The following is a 25,355-nucleotide window of genomic DNA, read 5'->3' on the forward strand; positions in this document are numbered from 1 at the left end:
CACACAACCCCACCCCGTTCGCCCTGAGCCTGTCGAAGGGCTTTTCTTTCTTCTGGAACGACATTGCCCTTCTGGACCTACATGCTCCACTGCGCCGACCGCAGCTTCTACACAGGCCACACTGACAATCTCGAAACTCGCATCGCCCAACATGAGGCAGGCGCAATCCCCGGCCACACCCAAAACCGCCGCCCGATAAAACTGGTCTGGTCGCAAGAGTTCGGAACCCGTATGGAGGCGCTGGAAGCAGAGCGCCAAATCAAGGGCTGGAGCCGGGCCAAGAAACTTGCGCTCATCCGCGAGGATTGGAAACTCATCTCCACCTTGGCGCGCTCGAACCAGGAAAAGTAAAGCCCTTCGACAGGCTCAGGGCGAACGGAGTTAAATTTGGAAGGTTCAGAAGTTCAGCAACATTGCGGCGTCATCGCCATAGTCGGCGCCCCGAACGCCGGCAAATCCACTCTGGTCAACGCGCTGGTAGGCCAGAAGGTGGCGATCACCAGCCCCAAGGCGCAGACCACCCGCACCCGCGTCATGGGCGTGGCGATCGAGGGCGACGCGCAGATGGTGCTGGTCGACACCCCCGGCATCTTCGCCCCCAAGCGCCGCCTTGACCGCGCCATGGTGCAGGCCGCATGGGGCGGCGCGCAAGGGGCCGACCTGATCGCGCTGGTCGTCGACGGCAAGGCGGGCCTCGGCGCCAAGATGGAACCGATCGTCAGCGCCCTCGCCGCCCGGCCGGAGAGGAAATGGCTGATCCTCAACAAGGTCGACATCGCCATCAAGGAAAAGCTGCTGGTCCACACCCAGCGGCTCTACGAACAGCTCGACATAGCGGAGACCTTCTTCGTCAGCGCGGCGACCGGCGACGGCCTTCCCGAACTCAAGACCGCCTTCGCCAGGGCCATGCCCGAAGGCCCCTGGCACTTCCCGGAGGATCAGGTCTCCGACGCCACCGACCGCATGCTGGCGGCGGAGATCACGCGCGAACAGCTCTATCACCAGCTCCACGCCGAACTCCCCTATGCCGCCGCCGTCGACACGGAAAAATATAGCGAGCGCGAGGACGGATCGGTCGAAATCCACCAGCAGATCCTCGTCGGCCGCTCCAGCCAGCGCGCCATCGTGCTGGGCAAGGGCGGCCAGCGCCTCAAGGAAATCGGCTCAAAGGCCCGCGCCGAACTGGCCAGCCTGCTGGGGGTCAAGGTCCATCTCTACCTCCACGTCAAGGTGAAGGAAGATTGGGAGGACGACCGCTTCATCTACCGCGACATCGGCCTGGATTGGGTGGAGTAAATTCACCCTCTCTCCCGTTCGGGCTGAGCCTGTCGAAGCCCTCCACTTCTCTTCGAAGAAAGCGCAGCCCTTCGACATTTGAACGAGGCAAGTGACTCGTTTAAACAGGGCGAACGGGAGCAGTGTTATTCCGCTGCCGCCACCTTCTTCTTCGCAGGCGCCTTCTTGGCGGCAGGCTTCTTAGCTCCAGCTTTTTTCGCCGGCGCCTTCTTCCCCTTCTTCGCAGGCGCCGCCGCAGCCCGCGCATCGATCAGTTGCGCAGCCTCCTCCAGCGTCAGGGCATCCTGCTCGATGGTCTTGGGCAGCGTCGCATTGGTCGTGCCATCGGTCACATAGGGACCATAGCGCCCCGCCATCAGCTTGATCTCGGCCTCAGTGCGCGGATGCTTGCCCAGCACCTTCAGCGGCTCCCGCGACGAAGCGCCACGCCCGCCCTTGTTCGCCGCATCGGCCAGCTTGGCCACGGCGCTGTTCATCCCCACCTCGAAAATCTCCGCGGTGGAGGACAGCCGCCCATATTTGCCGTCATGCAGCAGATAGGGCCCGAACCGCCCGATATTCGCCACGATGGGCTTCCCCGTCTCCGGATGCAGCCCGATCTCGCGCGGCAGGCTCAGCAGCTTCACCGCCCAGTCCAGCGTCAACTCACCATCGGGCAGATCCTTGGGAATGGAGCCGCGCTTCGCCTCCTTGCCCTCGCCCATCTCGATATAGGGCCCGAACCGCCCGGATTTCCGGACAATATCCTGCCCGGTCTCGGGATGCTGGCCCAGCACCTCCGGTCCCTTGTCCTCGCCATCCTTGTCACCGCCCGGCTGCCCGAACTTGCGCGTATATTTGCACTCCGGATAGTTGGAGCAGGCGATGAACGCGCCGAACCGCCCGCCGCGCAGCGACAATTGCCCATCGCCGCACATCGGGCAGGCACGCGGATTGGACCCGTCCGCCTTGGGCGGGAACAGCATCGGCTCCAGGAATTTGTCCAGCTCGGCCGTGATGTCGGAAGGCTTCTGCTCCATCACCTCGGCGGTCTTGGGCTTGAAGTCGCGCCAGAAGGCTTCCAGCACCGCCTGCCACTGGGCCCGCCCGCCGGAAATATCGTCCAGCTCCTCCTCCAGCCCCGCCGTGAAGTCGTAGGACACGTACCGCTCGAAGAAACGCTCCAGAAAGGCCGTCACCAGCCGCCCGCTCTCCTCCGCGAAGAAGCGGTTCTTCTCGATCCGCACATAGTCGCGGTCCTTCAGCACCTGCAAAGTCGAGGCATAGGTGGAAGGCCGCCCGATCCCCAGTTCCTCCAGCTTCTTGACCAGCGATGCTTCCGAATAGCGCGGCGGCGGCTGGGTGAAATGCTGCTCCGCCGTCACCCTCTTCTTGGCGGGAGCGTCGCCCACGCCCAAGCGCGGCAACAGCCTCGAATCATCGTCTTCCGCATCGTCGCGCCCTTCCTCATAGAGCGCCAGGAACCCCGGAAAGATCACCACCTGTCCGGTGGCGCGCAACCCATGCTGCCCGGTCGCATCGACCAGATCGACGGTCGTCCGCTCCAGCCGCGCCGAAGCCATCTGGCTCGCCAGCGCCCGCTTGAAGATCAGGTCGTACAGCCGCGCATGGTCGCCCGACCCCACCTTGTCGCGCGAAAACTCGGTCGGACGAATGGCCTCATGCGCTTCCTGCGCATTCTTCGCCTTGGTCTGGTACTGGCGCGGCTTTTCGGGCAGATAGCCGCCGTCATAGCGCTCCGCGATCGCCTTGCGCGCGGCGGAAATGGCGCTGCCGTCCATCTGCACGCCGTCGGTCCGCATATAGGTGATCGCGCCATCCTCATAGAGCTGCTGCGCGATCCGCATCGTATGGCTGGCCGAAAAGCCCAGCTTGCGCGCCGCCTCCTGCTGCAAGGTCGAGGTCGTGAACGGCGGCGGAGGGTTGCGCGAAACCGGCTTGGTCTCGACCTTCTCGACGGTGAAGCGCCCGGCCTCCACGTCCGCCTTCGCGGCCATGGCGTCGCCTTCCCTGCCGATGGTCAGCCGCTCGATCTTCTCGCCGCGCCAGCGCACCAGCCGCGCGACGAAACCCTGTCCGCCCTGTTCCATCTCGGCCGCGACCGACCAATATTCCTGCGGCACGAAGCTTTCGATCTCGCGCTCCCGGTCCACGACCAGCCGCAAGGCCACGGACTGCACCCGCCCCGCCGACTTGGCGCCGGGCAGCTTGCGCCACAGCACCGGCGACAGGGTGAAGCCCACCAGATAATCCAGCGCCCGCCGCGCCCGATAGGCGTCGATCAGATCCTCGTCCAGCGCGCGCGGCTGGGCCATCGCGTCGGTCACCGCCTGCTTGGTGATCGCGTTGAAGGTCACGCGGTCCACCTTCTGCGGCAGCGCCTTCCTGGCGCGCAGCACCTCCTGCACATGCCAGCTTATCGCCTCCCCCTCGCGATCGGGGTCGGTCGCCAGAATCAGCCGGGTCGCCTTCTTGGCTTCGTCGGCTATGGCCTTGAGCTGCTTGCCCTTGTCGCCATAATTTTCCCAACTCATGGCAAAGCCGTTGTCGGGGTCCACCGACCCGTCCTTGGGCGGCAGGTCGCGGATATGCCCATAGCTGGCCAGCACATGGAAATCGCCGCCCAGATATTTTTCGATGGTCTTCGCCTTGGCCGGCGATTCAACGATGACAAGCTGCATTCATGCCCCGGTTCAAATTGTCTCTCACGTACACGCGCGAGTCTGAAAGCTGTTTCCGCCCCCCGTCAAGCCGCAGCGATGCAGGCGGCATTCCGCACGGTCGGGACGCCCCGTCACGACAGGCTGACCTTCCCACCCGCATGCCGCTCCAGCCGGGCGGCGAGTTCCAGTTCCAGCAGCACGGTCTGCACCACGGCGGGGCCAAGGCCCGACAGCCTTATCAGTTCATCCACCGGCACGGGCGCCGGTCCCAGCAGCGCGACGACCGACGCCCGCTCCCACTCGGCCACGTCGCCGGACGGCGGCTCGCCCGCGAAGTGGCCGCCGGGCTGCCGAACCATGCGCGGGTCGATGGCGCCGATCGCCTCGATCACGTCGGCGGCGCTCTGGACCAGCACCGCGCCCTCCCGGATCAACTGGTTGCACCCCTGGGCGCGGGGATCGAGCGGAGAGCCGGGCACCGCCATCACCTCCCGTCCCGCCTCCCCCGCCAGCCGCGCCGTGATCAGCGAACCGGACCTGGGCGCGGCTTCCACGACGACGGTCCCCCGCGCCAGCCCGGCGATGATCCTGTTGCGCGCCGGGAACTGCCGGGCCAGCGGCTGCGTGCCCGGCGGATGCTCCGTGACCAGCAGCCCTTCCTCGGCCAGCCGCTCCTGCAATTCCGCATTTTCGGGCGGGAAGGCGATGTCGATGCCGCAGGCGATGACGGCGATGGTGCCGCTCTCCAGCGCGCCCTGATGCGCGGCCGTATCGATCCCCCGCGCCAGCCCCGACACCACGACCGCCCCATGCTGTCCCAGATCCTGCGCCAGCATCCGGGCGAAGCGGCACGCCGCGGCGGAGGCGTTGCGCGCCCCCACCATCGCCACGCAATCCCGCGCCGCCAGCGATACGTCCCCGCGCACGATCAGGGCCGGCGGCGCGCCTTCCATCTGCTCCAGCAGGAAGGGGTAATCGGCATCGCCCATGATCAGGTAGCGGGCGCCAGCCGCCCGGCTGCGCGCGATCTCCTGCTCGACGATCTTCGCGTCCACGATGCTGGCCTTGCCGCCGCCGCGCGCCGCCAGATCGGGCACCGCGCGCAAGGCCTCGCCCGCCGTGCCGAAACGCGCCATCAACTGGCGGAAGGTGACAGGGCCGATGCGCGGCGAACGGATCAGGCGCAGGCGGTTGAACCGCTCCTGCTCGCTCATTCCCCGGCCGCCGCCTTTTTCGAAGCGCCCACCTTCGGCTCGGTTCCCCTGGCGAGCCGCGCGATATTCTCCCTGTGCCGCCACAGCACGATCAACGCGAGCGCCAGCGCAACGGGGACCAGCTCGATCCGGCCGAAGCACCACATGGCGACAGGCGCGCTTACCGCCGCGGACATGCCGCCGACCGACGACCATCTGGTCCCGAACAGCGCCCCCAGCCACACGGCCGCGAAGACGATCCCCGCCGGCCAGTACAGCGCCGTCACCACGCCCATCATGGTCGCCACGCCCTTGCCCCCGGCAAAGCGCAGCCAGACCGGATAGCAATGTCCGATAAAGGCCATGGCCCCGGCCATCGGCCCGCCACCATCGACCAGCGCCGCGCCGACCAGCACCGCCGCCGCGCCCTTCAGCAGATCGAGCAGCAGCGTCGCCGCCGCCAGCCCCTTTCGCCCCGTCCGCAGCACATTGGTCGCGCCGATATTCCCCGACCCGATCTTGCGCAGGTCGCCCGCCCCGGTGAGGCGCGTCAGCAGCAGCCCGAACGGGATGGAACCCAGCAGATAACCGATCAGCAGGACGAATGCGGGAAGTAGCCAGGGAGGAGTCATGATCTCGCCAAATTGGTTGCGGCGCGACCATAGCGTTCCCGGCGAACCGGGCAATGGCGAAGGTGACGAAATATGGGTCGGAATATCGGGGATGGGGGTTCCCGCCATCAAGCCCTTCCTCTCAAGGGGAGGGCTCTTGAGGGAAGTTGACAGGCCCGCCCCATGCCGCGACATGTCTGCCCGATGACAGTCGCACCCCATGCCCCCCTTCTTTTCTTCGACTCCGGCGTCGGCGGGCTTTCCATCCTTGGCCCGGCACGAAGCGCCCTGCCCAACGCGCCGGTCGTCTATGCCGCGGACAGCGCGGGCTTCCCCTATGGCACCAAGAGCGAGGCGGAGATCGCCGCCCGCGTGCCCGCCCTGCTCGGGCGGCTGGTGGAGCGCTACCGCCCGCGCCTCGCCGTCATCGCCTGCAACACCGCCTCCACCATCGCCCTGCCGGCGGTCCGCGCCGCGCTCGACATCCCCGTTGTCGGCACGGTACCGGCAATCAAGCCTGCCGCCCTGCTCTCGCAAAGCCGGGTATTCGGCGTGCTCGGCACCGACGCCACGGTGCGCCAGCCCTATGTCGACAGGCTCGCGGCCGAACATGGCGCCGACTGCACGGTCCTGCGCCATGGGTCGGCCGCGCTCGTCCAGCTTGCCGAGGCGAAACTGCGCGGCGAACCGCTCGATCCCGCCATTGCGCGGGACGCGCTGGCCGGCCTGTTCGACCAGCCGGGCGGCGATCGGATGGACATAGTGGTCCTCGCCTGCACGCATTTTCCGCTGGTGGAGGCCGAACTGGCCGCCGCTTCGCCCCGTCCGCTCAGATCCGTGCACGGCGGTGAAGGAATTGCGCGCCGCATCGCCTATCTCACCCAGGGGCAGCCATGGCCGTCCGAACCGCAGTCCGGAACCGCGGTCTTCACTCGCCTGGACGAGAGCGTGGAGCCACTCCGCCCAGCGCTGGAAGGCTATGGCTTGCAACGGATCGAAGGACTTTGAAGGGGTGGACCTTTGGTCCAATCGCAAGTCCTTCTATCAGTGTGATAGGTAATTCTCCCTAAGGCTGCGAGCGTTTATCACTGGTAATAGGCCAAAACAGCGGATAAATGCCCCTCAAAGAGGGGATGCGGGAATAGGGACAGGGCGTTCAAGTGAACTACAAGCACATCTTCACGCAGGCGATCGACCGGCTCCATAGCGAAGGCCGCTATCGCGTGTTCATCGACATCCTGCGCAACAAGGGCGCCTTCCCCAACGCCCGCTGCTTCCACGGTCATAACGGGCCCAAGCCCATCACCGTCTGGTGCTCCAACGACTATCTCGCCATGGGCCAGCATCCCAAGGTCGTCGCCGCGATGGAAGAGGCGCTGCACGATGTCGGCGCAGGCTCCGGCGGCACCCGCAATATCGGCGGCAACACCCATTATCATGTCGATCTGGAGGCCGAACTGGCCGATCTGCACGGCAAAGAAGGCGCGCTGCTCTTCACCTCGGGCTATGTCTCGAACGAAGCGACGCTCTCGACCCTCGCCAAGATCCTGCCCGGCTGCATCATCTTCTCCGACGAGCTGAACCATGCCTCGATGATCGCGGGCATCCGCAATTCGGGCTGCGAGAAGCGCGTCTTCCGCCACAATGACGTCGATCATCTGCGCGAACTGCTGGCCGCCGAAGACCCGGAAGCGCCCAAGCTGATCGCCTTCGAAAGCGTCTATTCGATGGACGGCGACATCGCCCCCATCGCCGCGATCTGCGACCTGGCCGACGAATATAACGCCCTCACCTATCTGGACGAGGTTCATGCAGTCGGCATGTACGGCGCGCGCGGCGGCGGCATTTCCGAACGGGACGAGGTCGCCGATCGCGTGACCATCATCGAAGGCACGCTGGGCAAGGCGTTCGGCGTGATGGGCGGCTACATCGCCGCCGACCAGATGATCGTCGACGTGATCCGCAGCTATGCGCCCGGCTTCATCTTCACCACCTCCCTCTCCCCTGTGCTGGTCGCCGGCGTGCTGGCCAGCGTCCGTCACCTCAAGCAGTCGAGCGAGGAACGCGAGGGCCAGCAGGCGTCCGCCGCGACCCTGAAGCGCCTGATGGCGGAAGCCGGCCTGCCGGTGATGCCGTCGGTGACGCACATCGTCCCCCTGATGGTGGGCGACCCGGTGAAGGCCAAGCGGATCAGCGACATATTGCTGGCGGAATATGGCGCCTATGTGCAGCCCATCAACTATCCCACCGTCCCGCGCGGCACGGAACGCCTGCGCTTCACGCCCGGACCGGCGCATACCGAAGAAATGATGCGCGAACTGGTCGATGCTCTGGTGGAAATCTGGGACCGGCTCGAACTGGAATTCAAGAAAGCGGCCTGACCGGCGCCTGCGCGAATTCCGCTGGAGGCGCTGCCCTCATTCCCCCTCCCAAAGGCGGGGGCTGGGATGGGTCGGCACAACATCAGCGGCAATTTCCAGCGGCCAGGCCGGAATTCGCAACCCCGATCCGGGAACCGGCCGAAAACTCACAGCCGGATCAACCCACCCCTGACCGCATAGCCCCGATACAGGCTCCGGCTATGCGCAAAGCCCCCCATGTCCGCCGCCACCCTGCCGATCGTCTGCCTGAATTCCGCCCGCGGCGACACATGAAAGCGCGCCAGCCACCCGAACAGCGCCCGCTTCCACAAGCCCGGCAGACCATCCTGCTGCCCGAAGTCGACAATCTCCAGCTTGCCGCCATGCGCGACGCAACCCGCCGCCTGCCCCAAAGCCGCTTCCCAGTCCGGGATCATGGACAGCGCATAGCTGATGAACACCCGCTCGAACCGTTCCCGCCCGAACAGCGGCCCTGCATCGAACGCACAGGCATCCCCCTGCGCCAGCACCACGCGATCCCCCAGGCCCGCCTTCGCCACGGCTTTGCGCGCCGTCCCCAGCATCGCCTCGGAAATATCGACGCCATAGAGCCGCGCCTCCGGCCAGGCCTTGCCCACGGCGATCAGATTGCGTCCCGTGCCGCAGCCGATCTCCAGCACCGCCCCACCGCGCGGCGGCGCCAGATCGGCAATAAGCCCATCCCGCCCCAGCAGGTAGAATTTCCGCGACAGATCGTAAATGTGCCGCTGATGCCGATAGACGCTGTCCATCAGCCCGCCATGCCCGCCCGTCATCACGCGCTCCCCAGCACATAGAGGTGGACGCCGCCATAAATGGCCGACCGGTCCCGCGCCGTATATTCCCGCGATTCCTCCGCCCGATAGTCCCAGCGCGACAGCAGCGTATCGTCGACCCGCCCCGGCAGGATGCTCGGTTCGCCCGCCGTCCGGAACAGCACCCGCGCACCCCGTTTCGCCGTTCGCGTGATCTGGGCCCAGAGCGCGTTCAACTGCGCATCGTCCATCCAGTCTTGCGCGTCGAGCAGGATGTAGCGATCGACGGACCCCGCCTCCTGCGACGCCAGGAAGTCGGTGAAGTTCACATGCCGGACATCCACCCGCCCGGCGCGTTCCACCACGGCCGCATGGTTCGCGGCCTGCAAATAGGGCGGCAATGGCCCCTCGCCCCCGGCATAACCGCGCCCGAAAGCCTGCACCGCGAAATAATTGTCCTTGAGGTCGAAGCCGCAGGCCAGCTTTTCCAGCCGCGCCTTCAGCACGCCGTCCATCCGCGCGTCCCCGGCCAGCGCCTCATATTGCGCGGGCGGGATGCCCAGGCCGAAGAGCGAAGCCGGCTGGCTCGTCAGCCACCGCATGAAGGCGCTGTCGAACACCGGCGCCAGCTCCGTTTCGAAGATCGCCCGCTGCTCCTCCCGCGATTTCGCATCCAGCATCCGCCGCGGATCGACGCCATGCAACCGCGCCAGCAGATGCGCCGCGCCGATGAAGCGCCCCAGCAGCCCATGCCTATAAATCCCCCGCGCAAAGCCGCCGATCCGCCGCCGCCCGATGAAGTCCCGCCCCTCCCAATAGCGCCGCGTGGCGTCGTCCAGCACCGGCGCCACGAAGGTGCGATAGGCCGCCACATTCTCCTTGCAATCCGCCCTGGCGAAGAAGCGATGGAAGGCCCGATGGTCCGGCAATGCCTGCGCCGCCGCCAGCTTCAGCCGGTTGAGCGCGACATGCGCGGTGTTGAGGTCGACCGCCGTGATCTTCGCCGGATCGGCCGTCAGATAGCTCAGCACATTGCACCCGCCCGAAGCGATGGTGACGACATGGCTGTCCGGCCCGATCGCCAGCGCTTCCATGTCGACCTCCGGATCTTCCCAGATCTGCGCATAGACAAGGCCCCGGAACGCAAAGGTAAAGGCCCGCTCCAGCAGGCCCTGTTTCGACAGATGCCGATGCCGGTGCACCGCGCGGGTAACATTCTGGTGAGCCGTAGATGCCATTTGCCGCGCCTCCTCGCTGCCGGTCGTCCGGCGGCGCATAGGGCAACGGCATGTCGTACCCATGACGATCGGGTTACGGCAATATGAAGGCCCTTGCGGAACCAAGCGGCGCATTCCACCTTCTTCCACAGCAATGCCTCACTGGATCGAACCCCACCCCACCGGCATCTATGTCCGCCCGGCCGATGCCTGGATCGATCCCTCCGTCCCGCGGGAACGCGCGCTCGTCACCCATGGCCATGCCGATCATGCGCGCGGCGGCCACGGCCATGTCTGGGCGACGGAGGAAACGCTGGCGATCATGGCCCTGCGCTACGGCACCGCGTCGGGCACGGCGGTGCCCTATGGCGAAGAAATCCGCATGAACGGCGTCACGATCAGCTATGTGCCCGCCGGCCATGTCCTCGGTTCCGCCCAGATCCTGCTGTCCCACGCTGGCGAGCGAGTGGTCGTCACCGGCGACTACAAGCGCCGCCCCGATCCCACCTGCAAAGCCTTCGAACCCGTCCCCTGCGACATTTTCGTCACCGAAGCCACATTCGGCCTGCCGGTCTTCCGCCATCCCGACACGGGCAGCGAGGTCGACCGCCTGCTCGCCGCCCTGCACGCCCATCCCAACCGCTGCGTCCTGGTCGGCGCCTACGCCCTGGGCAAGGCGCAGCGCCTGATCTGCGAACTGCGCGCCAGGGGCCATCACGACCCCATCCACATCCATGGCGCGCTGGAGAGGATGTGCGCGCTCTACGAACAATTCGGCGTCGCCCTGGGAGAGCTGCGCCCGGCGACCGGCCTCCCCGCCGGGGACATGCGCGGCCGCATCGTCGTCTCGCCCCCATCCGCCCTCAACGACCGCTGGAGCCGCCGCTTGCCCGACCCGATCACCGCCATGGCGTCGGGCTGGATGCGCGTCCGCCAGCGCGCCCGCCAGCGCAATGTCGAACTCCCCCTCATCATCTCCGACCATGCCGACTGGGACGAGCTGACCGACACCATCCGCGAGGTGGCCCCGTCGGAAACCTGGATCACCCACGGGCGGGAGGAAGCCCTGCTCCACTGGTGCATGACCCACCAGATGCGCGCCCGCGCCCTTGCCCTGGTGGGCCGCGAAGACGAGGATGAAGGCTGATGCGTGCCTTCTCCCGGCTTCTCGACGGCCTCGTCTACACCCGCTCCCGCAACGGCAAGCTGGACCTTATCGCCAGCTACATGCGCAGCGCCCCCGACCCGGACCGGGGCTGGGCGCTCGCCGCCCTCACCGGCAATCTCGACCTGAAAGCGGTCAAGGCTTCCACCATAGCGGAAATGACCCGCGCCCGCGTCGATCCGGTCCTTTTCGAAATGAGCCGGGACTATGTGGGCGACCTCGCCGAAACCGTGGCCCTCCTCTGGCCCAAGGCGGAGGACCAGCCGCCGGAGGTGGACGACGGCTCCCTCACCCTTTCCGCCATAGTCGACCGCCTCCACGCCACCAGCCGCGCCGCCGCCCCGACGACCCTGGCCAGGATGATGGACCATCTCGACGCCTCCGGCCGCTTCGCCCTGCTGAAGCTCGCAACCGGCGGCCTGCGCGTCGGCATCTCCGCCCGGCTCGCCAAGACCGGCTTCGCCCAGGCCTTCGGGCTCGACGTCGACGATGTCGAGGAATGCTGGCACGCTCTGGCCCCACCCTATGCCGACCTGTTCGCCTGGGCGGAGGGCAGGTCGGACCGCCCGGATCCCGCCGGCACGCCCTTCTTCCGCCCCTTCATGCTCGCCCATCCGCTGGAGGCCGAAAGCGTCGACCTTTCCGACTATGCCGCCGAATGGAAATGGGACGGCATCCGCATCCAGATCGTCGGCACGGGCGCGCAGACCCGCCTCTACAGCCGCGCCGGAGACGACATCACCGGCAGCTTCCCCGACATAGCCGAAGCCTTCCGCCATCATGCGGTGCTGGACGGAGAACTGCTCGTGAAAGGGGAGTTTCAGGGCGGAGAGGCTGCCAGCTTCAACGCCCTCCAGCAACGCCTCGGCCGCAAGGCGGTGACGGCGAAGATGATGGACGATTATCCCGCCTTCGTCCGCCTCTACGACATATTGCTCGACGCGGAGGAGGACCTTCGGCCGCTCTCCTGGGAACAGCGCCGCCTCCGCCTGGAAGCCACCGTGCCCCAGCTGGACCCGCACCGCTTCGACATCTCGGCCCTCATCGAAGCACCCGATTTCGACAGCCTGGCGGAAATACGCGCCGGCGCCCGCGACGCCGCGATCGAGGGCGTGATGCTCAAGCGCCGCGACAGCCCCTATGTCGCGGGGCGCAAGGCCGCGCTCTGGTATAAATGGAAACGCGATCCGCTGACCGCCGACTGCGTGATGATGTACGCGCAACGGGGCCATGGCAAACGCTCCTCCTTCTATTCCGACTATACCTTCGGCTGCTGGACGGCGGACGGCGAACTGCTGCCCGTCGGCAAAGCCTATAGCGGCTTCACCGACGAGGAGCTGAAATGGCTCGACCGCTTCGTGCGGACCAACACGGTCAACCGCTTCGGCCCGGTGCGGGAGGTGGAGAAGTCGCTGGTGCTGGAGGTCGCCTTCGACAGCATCCACGAAAGCAAGCGGCATAAATCGGGGCTGGCCATGCGCTTCCCCCGGATCGCGCGCATCCGGAAGGACAAGCCTGCGCATGAGGCGGATACGGTGGAGGGATTAAGACGGTTGGTGAACTGACGCGCGCCGCGCCTGAACCTGAAGGGGAAGGGCCTATGGCGGAAAATCGCCCGATTCCCCCAATTCCCTTCCAGTCCCAATGCCTCTAGGCTCTCCAAAAAAGGAGATTCCAATGCCCTACACCGGAAGCTGCCATTGCGGCGCCGTCACCTTCACCGTAGCCGCCGATGCGCCCGGCGAGGCGATGACCTGCAACTGCTCCCACTGCCGCCGCAAGGGCTTCATGCTGACCTTCGTCCCCGCGGACCAGTTCACCCTCGACAGCGGCGCGGACAAGCTGAGCGACTATCAATTCTACAGGCACAGGATCACGCACCAATTCTGCACCGACTGCGGCACGCAGGCCTTCGCACAGGGCCAGGGCCCCGATGGCTCGGCCATGCAGGCCATCAATCTGCGCTGCGTTCCCTCCGTCGATCTCGACGCGCTCAGGATCAGCAAGGTGGATGGGGCGAGTTTCTAGGACCGGTCGATATTCAGCCCATGGCGTGCGGGAGGGGGGCTGCCCGGGCTCCCTCTCGACAGACTGACTTTGCGCTGTAACGCCAACTCCCTATATGGGCGCTTTCGCGCGGATCGCGCGGCACAGCTATGGAGCAGTTGAATTGAGCAAGGTTCTGGTCATTGGTGCGGGTGGCGTCGGGTCTGTCGCGGTTCACAAAATGGCGATGAACTCTGACATTTTCAGCCATATCACACTCGCCAGCCGCCGCATCGTCTCCTGCGAGAAGGTGGCCGAATCGGTGAAGGCCCGCACCGGCGTCACCATCGACGTGGCGCAGGTCGACGCCGACAATGTCGCCGAAACCGTCGCCCTCATCGAAAGGGTGCAGCCGAAACTGGTCGTGAACCTTGCCCTGCCCTATCAGGACCTGGCGATCATGGACGCCTGCCTCGCGACCAAAACCGACTATCTGGACACCGCCAATTACGAACCGCGCGACACGGCGAAGTTCGAATATAGCTGGCAATGGGCCTATCAGGAGCGCTTCAAGGAAGCCGGCATCATGGCGCTGCTGGGTTCGGGCTTCGACCCCGGCGTCACCAGCGTCTTCGCCAGCTATATCAGGAAGCATCTGCTCGACCGGATCGACACGCTCGACATACTCGACTGCAATGGCGGCGACCATGGCCAGCATTTCGCCACCAACTTCAACCCGGAAATCAACATCCGCGAAGTCACCGCGCCCTCGCGTCACTGGGAAGGCGGCAAGTGGGTGGAGGGCCCGGCGCTGAAACACAAGCAGGTCTTCGATTTCGACCAGGTGGGGCAGAAGAACATGTATCTCATGTATCATGAGGAACTGGAATCGCTCGCCAAATTCTACCCCGAAATCAAGCGCATCCGTTTCTGGATGACCTTTGGCGACGCTTATCTCAAGCATCTGGAAGTGCTCCAGAATGTCGGCATGACGCGCATCGATCCCGTGATGTACAATGGGCAGGAAATCATCCCGCTCCAGTTCCTGAAGGCCGTGCTGCCCGAACCGTCCAGCCTGGGTTCGACAACCAGGGGCAAGACCAATATCGGCGACATCGCGACCGGCCTCAAGGATGGAAGCCAGAAGACGGTCTATGTCTATAATGTCTGCGACCATGAGGACGCCTATGCCGAAACCGGCAACCAGGCGGTCAGCTACACCACCGGCGTCCCCGCGATGATCGGCGCGGCGCTGATGCTGACCGGCGCATGGCGGGGTGAAGGGGTGTTCAACATCGAACAGTTCGATCCCGATCCCTTCATGGACATGCTGAACCGGCACGGCCTGCCCTGGCAGGTGAAGGAACTGCCCGCGCCGCTGGATTTCTAAACTGGATTTCTAAAAAAGCTTCGTTCCTGACGCCGTTCGGGCTGAGCCTGTCGAAGCCCCTTACTTTTCTTCAAAGTAAGCCGCACCTCAACAGGCTCAGGGCGGCGTGGATGAACCGATGGAAACCAAAGCCGGCGATCCGGCCGCCTTCGCCCATTTCGACCTGCGCCGCGTCCCTTCGCCAGCCTTCGTGGTGGACGAGGCCGCGGTGCGCCGCAACCTGTCGGTCCTGCGCGACATCCGCGACCGCGCGGGGATCAGGGTACTGGGCGCGCTCAAGGCCTTCTCCATGTGGTCGCTTGGGGGCGTGATCGGCGAATATCTCGACGGTGTCTGCGCCTCCGGCATATATGAAGCGCGCCTCGGCCGGGAAGAATATCGCGGCGAAGTCGCCACCTATTGCGCCGCCTACAAGCCTGAAGATCTGGCCGAAATCCTCAGGATTTCGGACCATGTCATCTTCAACAGCCCCGGCCAGATCGCCCGCCTGCGCCCGGTCATCGACGATGCCCGGATGAACGGTGTGAACTTCGACATCGGCCTGCGCCTCAACCCCCTCCATGCGGAGGGCGAGGTGCCCAAATATGACCCGTCCCAACCGCACAGCCGCCTCGGCTTTCCCATCGACCAGCTGCGCCCCGAACATCTGGAGGGCGTCGACGGCCTCCACATCCACAATCTGTGCGAACAGGATTTCCTGCCGCTTCAGCGTACCTGGGCCGCCATCGAATCCCGCGTCATGCCCCATGTCGGCCGCCTCAAATGGCTGAACTTCGGCGGCGGACATCATGTCACGCGCGCGGATTACCAGATCGACGACCTGATCGCCTTCCTCCGGGCGATAAAGGCGCAAACAGCCCTCGAACTCTATATCGAGCCGGGCGAGGCGATGGCGCTGGACGCGGGCATATTGGTCGGCGAAATCCTCGACGTGATCGACAACGGCATGCCCGTGGCGATCACCGACATCTCCGCCACCTGCCACATGCCAGACGTGATCGAGGCGCCCTACCGCCCGGCCATGCTGCATGAGGAAGCGGACGGCCCGGTCACCCGACTCGGCGGTCCATCCTGCCTCGCCGGGGACATCATAGGGGACTATCGAGTCCCCGGCGGCGCGACTCCGGGGCGGCGGATCGCCTTCCTCGATCAGGCCCATTATTCGATGGTAAAGACCAACACATTCAACGGCGTGCCGCTGCCGGCCATCTGGCTGTGGAACTCGGAAACCGACGAACTCAAGCAAATCCGCGAGTTTTCCTACCAGGATTTCAAGTCCCGTCTCTCCTGACGCACATTTCATAGCCGGCCGCGCAACAAAATTTACGCATGCGCTTTACAGGGGGACCCCTGCCGCATATATCGCCCTTCCGCTGCCCCATGGGACTTCCACCGCAAGGCAGCTTCTTTGCCAACGACTACCCTGGAGGTCCCTTGAGTTGCACAAGCATCATAGCGCGCTGGGGGTAGCGACCGCCCTCAAACCGGCAGCACCGGTAACGCTGATCCGTCCCCAGGCTGCGGCCCGGGCCGCCCGATTCTTCTCTGAGAAGTTTCCGGGGCGCTCGCTCTATGCAGTCAAGGCGAATCCGTCTCCCGATCTGATCCGCACCCTCTTCGCTTCCGGCATCACGCATTTCGACGTGGCGTCCATCGCGGAGGTGCGCCTGGTGGCGGAGACGCTGCAGGGCGAAGGCAAGCTTTGCTTCATGCACCCGGTCAAGGCCGAGGAAGCGATTGCAGAGGCCTATCACGTTCATGGCGTGCGCACCTTCTCGCTCGACACGCTGGACGAGCTGGCGAAGATCATGCGCGCCACGAATGATGCGACCGACCTTGAGCTATGCGTGCGCCTGCGCGTTTCCTCCGAACATTCGGAACTCAGCCTTGCGTCCAAATTCGGCGCCGAACTGGGCGAGACCCGCGAACTGCTGATGGCGACCCGCCAGGCGGCCGATGCTCTGGGCATCTGCTTCCATGTCGGCAGCCAGGCGATGAGCCCGCAGGCCTATAGCGACGCCATCGAACGCGTGCGCGCGGCCATCGTCGATGCGGCGGTCACGGTCGACATCATCGATGTCGGCGGCGGCTTCCCGTCCATTTATCCCGGCATGGAGCCGGTCGCGCTCGAAAATTATTTCGACGCGATCCATCGCGGTTTCGAGAGTCTGCCGATCAGCTATTCGGCCGAACTATGGTGCGAGCCCGGCCGCGCCCTTTCCGCCGAATACAGTTCGGTCGTCGTGCGCGTCGAACGCCGCCGCGGCATGGAACTCTATATCAACGACGGCGCCTATGGCGCGCTGTTCGACGCGGCGCATATCGGCTGGCGCTTCCCTGTGGCCCTGCTGCGCGAGGAAGAGAGCGAGGCGGAACTGACCGGCTTCTCCTTCTATGGCCCCACCTGCGACGACATGGACCATATGGTCGGCCCCTTCATGCTGCCGGACGACGTGCAGGCGGGCGACTATATCGAAATCGGGATGCTCGGCGCCTATGGCGCCGCGATGCGCACCGGCTTCAACGGCTTCACATCCGAAGCCGTGGTGGAGGTGGAGGATGAACCGATGGCCAGCCTCTATGTCGATGCGGTTCCGGTCCGCCGTCGCGCAACTGTCATCAAGCTGGGGTAGAGGCTTGGGCCTCCCCCTTGAGGAGAGGATGCAAGGCCCCTCGCCGCACTCCCCCGCGGCGAGGGGCTAATCTCTCAGCGCCGGAAGATACCGACCAGTTCCACATGGGTGGACCAGCGGAACTGCCCCACCGGCCGAACCCGCTCCAGCCGATAGCCGCCGGCGATCAGATGCGCGGCATCCCGCGCGAAACTGGCAGGGTTGCACGAAATATAGGCGATCACCGGCACCCGCGATGCGGCGAGCTGCATCACCTGCTCGCGCGCCCCTGCGCGCGGCGGATCGATGACAATCCCCGCGAACCGGTCAATCTCCGCAGGCGTCAGCGGTCGCCTGAACAGATCGCGATGATCCGCCACCATGCGCCGCCGCGCCTTATTCGCCGCCGATTTGAGGGAGAGGACAAGATCACGCGCCGCCTCTGCCGCATAGACGGGCCGCCCATCCCCCAAAGCCAGGGCGAATGTACCAAGCCCGCAAAAGAGATCCGCAACGGCGCCCTCCGCCGGCATGGCGGCCCGCGCTTCCCGCACCAGCGCGGCTTCGCCATCGGGTGTCGCCTGAAGAAAAGCGAAGGGCGGAAAGGCAACCGGCACGCCGCCGAAGCGGACCGTGACCGGCTCCGGTTCCCACCGCGTCTGCGGACCGTCCCCTTCATCGATGGTCAGTCGAGCCAGCCCATGGTCCCGCGCAAAAGTTAGAAGCGCCTCATCTGCGGCAAGCCCCTCGATCCGCACGCCCTCCAGCAAAAGATCGACGCCCTGATCGGTCAGCGACATGCGGACATGCGCGGCGCGCTTCTCGGGCAGGATGACCGCGCACAGGCTCCTCAGCGGCGCCCCCAGCGCGAACAACCGGGGATCGAGGATCTCGCACATCGCGAGGTCGACCAGCATATGGCTGCCCGATTCGGCAAAGCCGATGACGACCTTCCGCCCCTGTCTGCCCGCGCGCAGCGATGCACGGCGACGGACCTTCGGCGGCGAGATATGCGGCGGCAGGAGCATGCCGGGTTCCACGCCCTGCCCTGCCAGGGCTCCTGCAACGCGCCCCGTCACGAACTCCGCGTAGCTCGCATCGTCGATATGCTGCAACTCGCATCCGCCGCAGGTCGGAAAGTGAATGCATGGCGCGTCGACATGATGCGGCCCCCGCAATATGCCGCCATCCGCCGCGATCCTGTCACCAGGCGCGGTCAACGGAACATGGCGGCCAAGGGCGGTCACGCCATCGCCCTTCGCGGCGATGCGGACGATGATGTCGGTATCAGGGTCGGTCACAGGCGGGAGGCGATAGCCGCTGGCAGCTCCGCAAGCAAATCGTCCGCGATGAACGCCGCGCCCGCCCGCCTCGCCGCCTCTCCATGCAGCCACAGCGCTTCACATGCCGCCTGGAATCCGTCCCCCGTGACAGCGAGCCGAGCAGCGACCAGCCCCGCCAGAACATCGCCCGTCCCCGCCGTCGACAGCCAGGATGAACCCGGCGGCGAAAGGACAGCGCGCCCATCCGGCGAGGCGACAATGCTGTCGCTTCCCTTGTAGATCAGCGTCGCGCGCGTCCGCTTCGCCGCCTCCAGCCCCCGCTCCACCTTGCTGCCCGGCAGATTTCCGAACAGGCGGACAAATTCGCCTTCATGGGGCGTCAGGACCGAGCCCTGCGGAATGGCGTCCACCCCGTCTTCCCCCAGCAAGACCAGCGCATCGGCGTCCAGAACGAGCGGATGCCCGGCGGCAAGCGCGGCTTTCAACCGATCCGAAGCCTCGCTCCCACGTCCCAGGCCCGGCCCTACCAATATGGCCCTGAACCGATCGTCGTTCAGCGAACGCGCTACATCACCCGCCTTGTCGGCCTGCTGCGTGACGATGGCGCCCGGCCCCATGTGCGCCGAACCCTGCACCAGATGCCGAACCATACCCGATCCCGCACGTGCCGCGGCCTGGCTGGCGAGCAGTCCGGCGCCCGCCATTTCGCCGCCCACCACGGCGACCAACCCCCGGCTATATTTATGCGCGTCGGGCGCCGGCGGATGCAATTGCGGCGGCGCCAGCCGGTGAATCTTCGCGCCGGATGCATCAATGCCGATGTCGGCGCAAACCAGCCGCCGCCAGCATCCTGCGGCCGGTTGCAACATATGCGCCGGCTTTAGCGCACCCAGGGCAATGCAGACGCCCATGTCAGGCACATCGGAAAGCAGTTCGCCCCTGTCCGTCTGCACGCCGCTCGGCAGGTCCACGGCATAGCTGAAGCTCGCCTGTTCGATAAGGGCGCGCAGCTTCGCTGCGATCACCCCGTCCAGCCCACGAGAGAGGCCGGTCCCGAACAGCGCGTCCACGATCTGCGTCGCCGGCGCCGCGTCCAGGAAAGCTTCGACGGGGCCACCCCATGCCTCCCGCGCCTTCATGCTGGAGTCCGTTCGGCTTTCGCCAAGGGCGGCGACGCGCACCGGCACGCTTCGCGCCCGAAGGAGCCGCGCGATCACGAAGCCGTCGCCGCCATTATTGCCGGGACCGCAGAGGACCAGCAAGTCACGCTTTCCACCTGCCCGCCAGATGATCTCCGCAGCGGCTGCCCCCGCGCGCTCCATCAGCATATATTCGGGGATGCCGGCTGCGATCACGGCCTGCTCCGCCCGCCGCATCTCGGCCGCCGTCAGGATCGCATGCATCCGCATCATTTCTTCCCTTCGGAGAAGCGGGCCGGAAGGCGATAGCGGTCCTGCCCGACGCTCAACGCGATTGCCCCCTTGCCGGCGACCTGAATACCGGCCTGTTCCGCCCCGTCCGCCGGCGCGATTCCGCGTCCGTCATGGACTATCCGGAAGCGCCGGAAGCCGCCGTCCGCATGGCGCACCGTCAGCATTTTCCCATCCTGCTCGACCGCACAATCCTCGCTCCACTCCGCGCCCGGTCCGATTGCGCAGAAAATCTTTTCCCGCCCTTTCCCCGCAAGTTCGCCGGACTCCGGGCGAGGGCTGCATCCCGCCAGCGCCAGACACAGAAGCGCATCTTGCATCAACGAGCGGGATTTCATCATTCCTGCCCGCTGCCCGTCATGCGAGCCGGCTGCGGCATTCGAGAACCACCGGAGCCAATATTGCGGCAAATCGTCTTTGCCCTTCCGCATCGCCGACCAGATCCTGCCGCATCTCTATGCCCAGATAGGGAATGCCGTTCCTCTCCGCATGGCGGTTCATCGTGGCGTTCAGCACCTTGCCCGAATAGGGCAGTTGGTCACCCACCTTGAGCCCCGCCGCCTCCAACATGGGAATGGCGATCCGCGCGGCCCTGTCATCCTGGTTGTAGAGCACGCCGATGTCCCAGGGCCGCTTCTGATCGGGATCGCTGGCGAGGCGCGGCGTGAAGCTGTGGACGGACAGGATGAACGGCGAAGCCATGCCGTCCAGCAGCCGCGCGACATGATGATGATAGGGGTGGTGGAACCGCATCATCCGGTCGGCGAGGTCGGCATGGCGGTTTCCCGCAATGGCATGGCCATCGCTCATGACGGGCAGCAGGCCGGGTGCATCCTCTTCCCGGTTGAGGTCGATGACGAGGCGCGAAACGCCGCCGAGCACCGCCGTGCAGCCCAGTTGCCGCGCCAGCAGCGCGCTGACCTCCGCCACGCCGATGTCTATGGCGATATGATCGCTCAGCAAGGCGGCATCGATCCCCAGGTCGATGTCCGCCGGAACATGCGCCGACGCATGATCGGCAATGATCAGGATGTTGAGGTCGCCTCCATCGATCTGTGTGAAAGCCTCGCTCATGCCGCCCTGATCCTCGTTTCCGCGACCCACCATCCGTTCCGACCAGCGCGTAAGGCAGCCGCCGCCTCCGCCATCTGCCGATCCGTATCGAAGAGGGCGAAGCAGGTCGCGCCCGACCCGGACATGCGGACAAGGCGCGATCCGGCGCAGGCTCCCAGCGCCGCCAGTACATCCGCGACGACCGGCGCTGCCGCCATGGCGGCCTGCTCCAGGTCGTTGCGCCCCTCGCTGATCAACCGTTCCAGCCCCTCTGCCGCAAGCGGCCCCCGGTCCAGTCGATCCCAAAGTCCGAAGACTTCCGCGGTCGACAGGGCGACGCCGGGATTGACGAGCAGGATCGGCATGGCGGTCAGGCCTTCGACAGCCTGGGGCTGCAATAGCTCGCCGCGTCCACGCACCATTTGCGGGATGCTGCCGATGCAGGCGGGAACGTCCGATCCCAATGACAGGGCGATGCGCTCCAGAGCCTGCGGAGCCATCGGCGCATTCCAGAGCCTGGTCAGCAAACGCAGCGCAGCCGCGGCATCGGCGGAACCGCCGCCAATGCCCGAGGCGACAGGCAATATCTTGGTCAGCCTCAGATCGGCGCCGGGACTTCCCCCCAGATGGGCCTGCAACGCGCGGGCGGCCTTCACCACCAGATTGTCCGGGCCGCCAACCAGCAAGGGACCGAACGGGCCATCCATCTCCAGCCTGATTTCTCCGTCCGCGCGGATGCGGCCCGTCAGCCTGTCACCCAACTCGGTGAAGACGAACAGGCTCTCCAGCGCATGATAGCCGTCTGCCCGCTTGCCCCGGACATGGAGCGCCAGATTGATCTTGGCAAAGGCGGTTTCGACCAGTTCGCCCGCGTCCACGGGGCGGGCGGCGACATCCTCCGCTTCAACGTGCGGCATATTCCGGCTTCATCCCCTCTCTGGTCTTGGCGGCCAGTCGCTGCGCCGTCTCTCCCTCAGCAAAGACAGCCGCGGCGCGCCAGGCATAGCGCGCCTCATATCGTCGTCCGGCTGCCCAGAGCGCATCGCCCAGATGTTCGTTGATGGTCGCGTCTGAGGGCGCGCCCGCTGCTGCCCGCTCCAATATCGGCACGGCGGCATCGATGTCGCCGGTCACGAACTGCGCCCAGCCCAGGGAGTCGGTGATCGATGCATCCTGCGGCTTCAGCGCGCTCGCCTTCTTCAGCAACTCCAGCGCCGCATCCATGTTCTGCCGCCGCTCGATCTGCGCATAGCCCAGATAATTGAGTATGGCGGGTTCGTTCGGCGCCAGCTTGGCCGCCCGCTCCAGCACGGCCCGCGCTTGGTCCCATTGCGCACCCTGTTCCAACGCGCTGCCTTCGAACAGCAGCAGCGCCCAGGGAACGGCATCGCCCGAATAGCCGGCCTGCGCCGCGCGGAAGGCCGATGCGGCCGCCCGGTAATCCTTTTCCTGCATCAGCAACTGACCCAACCGGACATGGCGTTCGGGCTCCGCATTGGGGACGGCTGCGAGCGCATGGGCAAGGGTGATCGCCTCCGGCCGCTGGCCCGCCGCCGCCAATGCCTCGACCAGTTCGGCCTGCCCCAGCGCGCCGTACCAGCCGGCGCCGGGGACCTTGCGGGCTTCCTCGACCGCATAGGCCGCATAGCCGCCCCGGCTCAGCAAATCGGCGGCGACGATGCGGGGCGCGGCCCCGGCAGGATCGGCAAAGGCGGCGATGCGCGCAAGCCTGATCCCCAGCGACCCCGTGCTGCCGTCCGAGGATATGTCGGCGGCCAGCCGGGTAAGCAGCCGGGCGAACCCCTGCCCCGCCGTCAGGGCCTTGCCATGGAACGAAAGCGCCTTGCCCCTGGCAATATCCTCGCGGGCCTGCGCGAAATTGGCGTGGGTTTCGGGCAGAAGCGCCAGCGCATCCGCCCTGGCGCCCCGCGCCGCCAATTGTCCGGCGAAGAGCAGCCGCAGTTCGTCCGCCTCTGCGGTCCGCAATGCAAGCGCCTGGTTGATCGATGGCCGGGCAGTCTGAAGGTCGCCGTTACGCAGCGCCTGCAGCGCCAGATGTTCGTCCAGATAACGTTTCGCGAGGGAGGCGAAACGATCCGTGGGATCGATGACAGGCGCCGCATAGCGCCCCTCCCCCACCGAAATCCAGCTGCGCATGATCGGCGCCAGAAAGGCGAAATTGCCTTCCGCCACCATGCGGTCGACGATCAGCCTTGCACCTGCCCAATCCTTCCGGTTCAGCGCGTCCGCGATCTGGAGCAGGGTGCCGTCGCGCGGCAGGATGCCGTCGCTTTCCAGCACGGCGGCGGAGCGCAGCGCCAGCGCCATATCGCCGCTGATCACCGCCTGGAAATAGGATCGGCGTGCAACCTCCAGACTGGCGGGATCGCCCGCCAGCGCTTGCCGGTAGCTGGTCAGCGCAAGGCCGGGAGCGCCGTCGTCATCGGCCAGGCGCCCCCGCATATAGGCATGCAATGCGCTGCCGGGGTCCACCGATGCGCCCGCCGCGGCGGGCAGCACCAGCATGATTGCAGCAAATGCCTGTTGAGGTAGGCGCCTACATGTTCGGATAGTTCGGTCCTCCACCGCCCTCGGGCACCACCCAGTTGATGTTCTGGGTCGGGTCCTTGATGTCGCACGTCTTGCAGTGGACGCAGTTCTGCGCATTGATCTGGAAGCGGGGTTCGCCTTCTTCCAGCCCGACCACTTCATAGACGCCCGCCGGACAATAGCGTTGCGCCGGCTCGTCATAAAGGGGCAGGTTGTAGGAAATCGGGATGGACGGGTCCTTGAGCTGGAGATGGACCGGCTGATCTTCCTCATGATTGGTGTTGCTGAGGAACACCGACGACAGCCGGTCGAAGCTGATCACGCCATCGGGCTTGGGATAGTCGATCTTCCTCGACACGTCCTTGCGCCACAGCTTCTCCGCATCGGGCTTGTGCTTCATCGTGAAGGGCAGGCCGATCTTCAGCGTGCGCATCCACATGTCGATGCCCGCCAGCACCGTGCCGATGGTGTTGCCGAACTTCGACAGCAGCGGCTCGGCATTCTTGACCAGTTGCAGTTCGGTCGCGATCCAGCTCGACCGCAGATTGGCCTCATAATCGTCCAGCACATCGCTCGACCGTTCGGCCCGGATCGCAGCGAAGGCCGCCTCCGCCGCCAGCATGCCCGATTTCATCGCGGTATGCGTGCCCTTGATGCGGGGCACGTTGACGAAGCCCGCCGAGCAACCGATCAACGCGCCGCCCGGGAAGGCGAGCTTGGGGATCGACTGCCAGCCGCCCTCGTTGATCGCCCGCGCGCCATAGGAGACGCGACGCCCGCCCTCCAGATATTTGCGGATTTCCGGATGCTGCTTCCAGCGCTGGAATTCCTCGAACGGGTAGAGATAGGGGTTGCGATAGCCCAGCCCCACGACGAAGCCCAGCGCCACCTGCCCATTGGCCTGATGGTAGAGGAAGCCGCCGCCATAGGCGTCGGTCAGCGGCCAGCCCTGGGTATGGATGACGAGGCCGGGCTTGTGCTTGGCGGGATCGATGTCCCACAATTCCTTCATGCCCAGGCCATAGACCTGCGGCTCGCTGTCGGCATCGAGCGCGAACTGGCGCTTCAATATCTTGGTGAGATGGCCCCGCGCGCCCTCCGCAAAGAAGGTGTAGCGCGCATGCAGTTCCAGCCCAGGCTGATAGTCAGGCTTGCGATTGCCCTCCCGGTCGATACCCATGTCGCCGGTCGCGACGCCCTTCACCGACCCGTCCTCATTGTAGAGGATTTCCGCCGCCGCGAAGCCGGGGAAGATTTCCACGCCCAGCCCCTCGGCCTGTTCGGCCAGCCAGCGGCAGAGATTGCCCAGCGATCCGGTATAGGTGCCCTTGTTGTGCATCCATGCCGGCGTCATGATGTGCGGCATGCTCATCTTGCCGCACTTGCTGAGGAACCAGTGCTGATTGTCCGTCACCGGCACTTCGGCCATCGGGCAGCCCATGTCGCGCCATTCGGGGAACAACTCATCCAGCGCCTTGGGATCGATCACCGCGCCCGACAGGATATGGGCGCCGATTTCCGAGCCCTTTTCCAGCACGCAAACCGACAATTCCTGCCCAGCCTCGTTCGCGAGTTGCTTCAGCCTGATGGCCGAAGACAGCCCCGCCGGTCCCCCACCGACGATGACGATGTCATAGGGCATCGAATCCCGTTCGCTCATATTCCCTCCATTTCGTCGACGCCGCCGGTTTTCCTTCCTGATCCGGTCGCCGCGCTACCCAAACGTTTTGCCATTGAGCGCGATGAAGAAAC

Annotated in this window: 22 protein-coding genes; 10 read left to right on the plus strand and 12 right to left on the minus strand. The window is 65.7% G+C overall.

The genetic code is table 11. The annotated features are described in order from the left end of the window. Nucleotides 1–63: 63 nt before the first annotated feature. Both A0J57_RS01675 and era read left to right on the plus strand, forming a co-directional pair. Nucleotides 64–351 carry a GIY-YIG nuclease family protein gene (locus A0J57_RS01675; RefSeq protein ID WP_061934225.1) on the plus strand — a complete coding sequence of 96 codons (288 nt, stop codon included), beginning with the start codon at nucleotides 64–66 and terminating at the stop codon, nucleotides 349–351. A gap of 36 nt (nucleotides 352–387) precedes the next feature. Beyond that, on the plus strand, nucleotides 388–1,296 hold the full coding sequence (era, locus tag A0J57_RS01680) for a GTPase Era (RefSeq protein WP_061934228.1): 909 nt from the start codon (nucleotides 388–390) through the stop codon (nucleotides 1,294–1,296). A gap of 125 nt (nucleotides 1,297–1,421) precedes the next feature. Here era and topA read toward each other — a convergent pair whose 3' ends face one another. The 3 genes from topA to plsY all read right to left on the minus strand — a co-directional run bounded on the left by topA (nucleotide 1,422) and on the right by plsY (nucleotide 5,784). Then, nucleotides 1,422–3,977: a type I DNA topoisomerase gene (gene topA / locus A0J57_RS01685; RefSeq protein ID WP_061934230.1), complete on the minus strand. Its 2,556-nt coding sequence runs from the start codon at nucleotides 3,975–3,977 to the stop codon at nucleotides 1,422–1,424. Between the two features lie 113 nt (nucleotides 3,978–4,090). Next, nucleotides 4,091–5,173, minus strand: a complete 1,083-nt coding sequence (dprA, locus tag A0J57_RS01690; protein WP_062017004.1) for a DNA-processing protein DprA — start codon at nucleotides 5,171–5,173, stop codon at nucleotides 4,091–4,093. Beyond that, complete coding sequence (gene plsY, locus A0J57_RS01695) at nucleotides 5,170–5,784, minus strand: glycerol-3-phosphate 1-O-acyltransferase PlsY (protein WP_037481602.1); 615 nt, start codon at nucleotides 5,782–5,784, stop codon at nucleotides 5,170–5,172. Before plsY ends, dprA begins: the two co-directional genes overlap by 4 nt. Nucleotides 5,785–5,967: 183 nt before the next feature. Here plsY and murI point away from each other — a divergent pair, with 183 nt between their 5' ends. Further along, entirely contained in the window at nucleotides 5,968–6,771 is an 804-nt protein-coding gene (gene murI, locus A0J57_RS01700) for a glutamate racemase (protein ID WP_061938423.1), read from the plus strand. A 152-nt stretch (nucleotides 6,772–6,923) separates the two neighbouring features. Further along, complete coding sequence (gene hemA / locus A0J57_RS01705) at nucleotides 6,924–8,144, plus strand: 5-aminolevulinate synthase (protein ID WP_044662361.1); 1,221 nt, start codon at nucleotides 6,924–6,926, stop codon at nucleotides 8,142–8,144. Between the two features lie 146 nt (nucleotides 8,145–8,290). Here the strand turns inward: hemA and A0J57_RS01710 are convergent, their stop codons facing one another. After that, nucleotides 8,291–8,938 carry a class I SAM-dependent methyltransferase gene (locus A0J57_RS01710; protein ID WP_061938426.1) on the minus strand — a complete coding sequence of 216 codons (648 nt, stop codon included), beginning with the start codon at nucleotides 8,936–8,938 and terminating at the stop codon, nucleotides 8,291–8,293. Continuing rightward, a complete protein-coding gene (locus A0J57_RS01715; protein ID WP_061938525.1) occupies nucleotides 8,938–10,155 on the minus strand; it encodes a DUF3419 family protein in 1,218 nt (405 codons plus the stop codon). The genes A0J57_RS01710 and A0J57_RS01715 overlap by 1 nt, the downstream gene beginning before the upstream one ends. A 133-nt stretch (nucleotides 10,156–10,288) precedes the next feature. Here A0J57_RS01715 and A0J57_RS01720 point away from each other — a divergent pair, with 133 nt between their 5' ends. From A0J57_RS01720 to A0J57_RS01745, 6 genes are all read left to right on the plus strand, one after another. Further along, nucleotides 10,289–11,281 (plus strand): ligase-associated DNA damage response exonuclease, encoded by a 993-nt coding sequence (locus A0J57_RS01720; protein ID WP_061938429.1) that lies wholly within the window; start codon nucleotides 10,289–10,291, stop codon nucleotides 11,279–11,281. Further along, nucleotides 11,281–12,864, plus strand: coding sequence for a cisplatin damage response ATP-dependent DNA ligase (locus A0J57_RS01725; RefSeq protein ID WP_061938432.1), 1,584 nt, complete (start codon nucleotides 11,281–11,283; stop codon nucleotides 12,862–12,864). Before A0J57_RS01720 ends, A0J57_RS01725 begins: the two co-directional genes overlap by 1 nt. Nucleotides 12,865–12,976: 112 nt before the next feature. After that, nucleotides 12,977–13,327: a GFA family protein gene (locus A0J57_RS01730; RefSeq protein ID WP_025547387.1), complete on the plus strand. Its 351-nt coding sequence runs from the start codon at nucleotides 12,977–12,979 to the stop codon at nucleotides 13,325–13,327. Between the two features lie 142 nt (nucleotides 13,328–13,469). After that, the gene (locus A0J57_RS01735; RefSeq protein WP_025547389.1) at nucleotides 13,470–14,675 is read left to right on the plus strand and encodes a saccharopine dehydrogenase family protein; all 1,206 of its coding nucleotides are present in this window, start codon (nucleotides 13,470–13,472) and stop codon (nucleotides 14,673–14,675) included. Between the two features lie 118 nt (nucleotides 14,676–14,793). Continuing rightward, nucleotides 14,794–15,966 carry a carboxynorspermidine decarboxylase gene (locus A0J57_RS01740; protein WP_061938435.1) on the plus strand — a complete coding sequence of 391 codons (1,173 nt, stop codon included), beginning with the start codon at nucleotides 14,794–14,796 and terminating at the stop codon, nucleotides 15,964–15,966. Nucleotides 15,967–16,114: 148 nt separating this feature from the next. After that, nucleotides 16,115–17,308, plus strand: coding sequence for a type III PLP-dependent enzyme (locus tag A0J57_RS01745; protein WP_061938437.1), 1,194 nt, complete (start codon nucleotides 16,115–16,117; stop codon nucleotides 17,306–17,308). A 74-nt stretch (nucleotides 17,309–17,382) separates the two neighbouring features. Here the strand turns inward: A0J57_RS01745 and A0J57_RS01750 are convergent, their stop codons facing one another. The 7 genes from A0J57_RS01750 to A0J57_RS01780 are packed head-to-tail and all read right to left on the minus strand — an operon-like array spanning nucleotide 17,383 to nucleotide 25,263. Next, the gene (locus A0J57_RS01750; protein ID WP_061938439.1) at nucleotides 17,383–18,588 is read right to left on the minus strand and encodes a class I SAM-dependent RNA methyltransferase; all 1,206 of its coding nucleotides are present in this window, start codon (nucleotides 18,586–18,588) and stop codon (nucleotides 17,383–17,385) included. Then, the gene (locus A0J57_RS01755; protein ID WP_082718737.1) at nucleotides 18,585–19,979 is read right to left on the minus strand and encodes an NAD(P)H-hydrate dehydratase; all 1,395 of its coding nucleotides are present in this window, start codon (nucleotides 19,977–19,979) and stop codon (nucleotides 18,585–18,587) included. Before A0J57_RS01755 ends, A0J57_RS01750 begins: the two co-directional genes overlap by 4 nt. After that, nucleotides 19,979–20,320, minus strand: a complete 342-nt coding sequence (locus A0J57_RS01760) for a hypothetical protein (RefSeq protein ID WP_235600754.1) — start codon at nucleotides 20,318–20,320, stop codon at nucleotides 19,979–19,981. The genes A0J57_RS01755 and A0J57_RS01760 overlap by 1 nt, the downstream gene beginning before the upstream one ends. Before the next feature lie 37 nt (nucleotides 20,321–20,357). Beyond that, nucleotides 20,358–21,074, minus strand: coding sequence for an N-formylglutamate amidohydrolase (locus A0J57_RS01765; RefSeq protein WP_048577100.1), 717 nt, complete (start codon nucleotides 21,072–21,074; stop codon nucleotides 20,358–20,360). After that, complete coding sequence (locus A0J57_RS01770) at nucleotides 21,071–21,970, minus strand: 4-(cytidine 5'-diphospho)-2-C-methyl-D-erythritol kinase (RefSeq protein WP_048577099.1); 900 nt, start codon at nucleotides 21,968–21,970, stop codon at nucleotides 21,071–21,073. The genes A0J57_RS01765 and A0J57_RS01770 overlap by 4 nt, the downstream gene beginning before the upstream one ends. Next, nucleotides 21,957–23,579, minus strand: a complete 1,623-nt coding sequence (locus tag A0J57_RS01775) for a tetratricopeptide repeat protein (RefSeq protein WP_061938442.1) — start codon at nucleotides 23,577–23,579, stop codon at nucleotides 21,957–21,959. Before A0J57_RS01775 ends, A0J57_RS01770 begins: the two co-directional genes overlap by 14 nt. A gap of 31 nt (nucleotides 23,580–23,610) precedes the next feature. Then, a complete protein-coding gene (locus A0J57_RS01780; RefSeq protein WP_061938445.1) occupies nucleotides 23,611–25,263 on the minus strand; it encodes an electron transfer flavoprotein-ubiquinone oxidoreductase in 1,653 nt (550 codons plus the stop codon). Between the last annotated feature and the right edge of the window lie 92 nt (nucleotides 25,264–25,355).

Origin of the sequence: Sphingobium sp. 22B (assembly GCF_001580035.1) — a bacterium.
Lineage (GTDB): Bacteria > Pseudomonadota > Alphaproteobacteria > Sphingomonadales > Sphingomonadaceae > Sphingobium > Sphingobium fuliginis.

What these genes read in the sequence shown, in the direction of transcription:
- A0J57_RS01760 (WP_235600754.1), bottom strand. Translation starts at nt 20,320, where the DNA reads ATGCAAGATGCGCTTCTGTGTCTGGCGCTGGCGGGATGCAGCCCTCGC.
- A0J57_RS01770 (WP_048577099.1), bottom strand. Translation starts at nt 21,970, where the DNA reads ATGCCGCACGTTGAAGCGGAGGATGTCGCCGCCCGCCCCGTGGACGCG.
- plsY (WP_037481602.1), bottom strand. Translation starts at nt 5,784, where the DNA reads ATGACTCCTCCCTGGCTACTTCCCGCATTCGTCCTGCTGATCGGTTAT.
- dprA (WP_062017004.1), bottom strand. Translation starts at nt 5,173, where the DNA reads ATGAGCGAGCAGGAGCGGTTCAACCGCCTGCGCCTGATCCGTTCGCCG.
- A0J57_RS01780 (WP_061938445.1), bottom strand. Translation starts at nt 25,263, where the DNA reads ATGAGCGAACGGGATTCGATGCCCTATGACATCGTCATCGTCGGTGGG.
- A0J57_RS01710 (WP_061938426.1), bottom strand. Translation starts at nt 8,938, where the DNA reads ATGACGGGCGGGCATGGCGGGCTGATGGACAGCGTCTATCGGCATCAG.
- A0J57_RS01740 (WP_061938435.1), top strand. Translation starts at nt 14,794, where the DNA reads ATGGAAACCAAAGCCGGCGATCCGGCCGCCTTCGCCCATTTCGACCTG.
- topA (WP_061934230.1), bottom strand. Translation starts at nt 3,977, where the DNA reads ATGCAGCTTGTCATCGTTGAATCGCCGGCCAAGGCGAAGACCATCGAA.
- A0J57_RS01730 (WP_025547387.1), top strand. Translation starts at nt 12,977, where the DNA reads ATGCCCTACACCGGAAGCTGCCATTGCGGCGCCGTCACCTTCACCGTA.
- A0J57_RS01765 (WP_048577100.1), bottom strand. Translation starts at nt 21,074, where the DNA reads ATGAGCGAGGCTTTCACACAGATCGATGGAGGCGACCTCAACATCCTG.
- A0J57_RS01720 (WP_061938429.1), top strand. Translation starts at nt 10,289, where the DNA reads ATGCCTCACTGGATCGAACCCCACCCCACCGGCATCTATGTCCGCCCG.
- A0J57_RS01715 (WP_061938525.1), bottom strand. Translation starts at nt 10,155, where the DNA reads ATGGCATCTACGGCTCACCAGAATGTTACCCGCGCGGTGCACCGGCAT.
- murI (WP_061938423.1), top strand. Translation starts at nt 5,968, where the DNA reads ATGACAGTCGCACCCCATGCCCCCCTTCTTTTCTTCGACTCCGGCGTC.
- A0J57_RS01725 (WP_061938432.1), top strand. Translation starts at nt 11,281, where the DNA reads ATGCGTGCCTTCTCCCGGCTTCTCGACGGCCTCGTCTACACCCGCTCC.
- A0J57_RS01775 (WP_061938442.1), bottom strand. Translation starts at nt 23,579, where the DNA reads ATGCTGGTGCTGCCCGCCGCGGCGGGCGCATCGGTGGACCCCGGCAGC.
- A0J57_RS01755 (WP_082718737.1), bottom strand. Translation starts at nt 19,979, where the DNA reads ATGCGGATGCATGCGATCCTGACGGCGGCCGAGATGCGGCGGGCGGAG.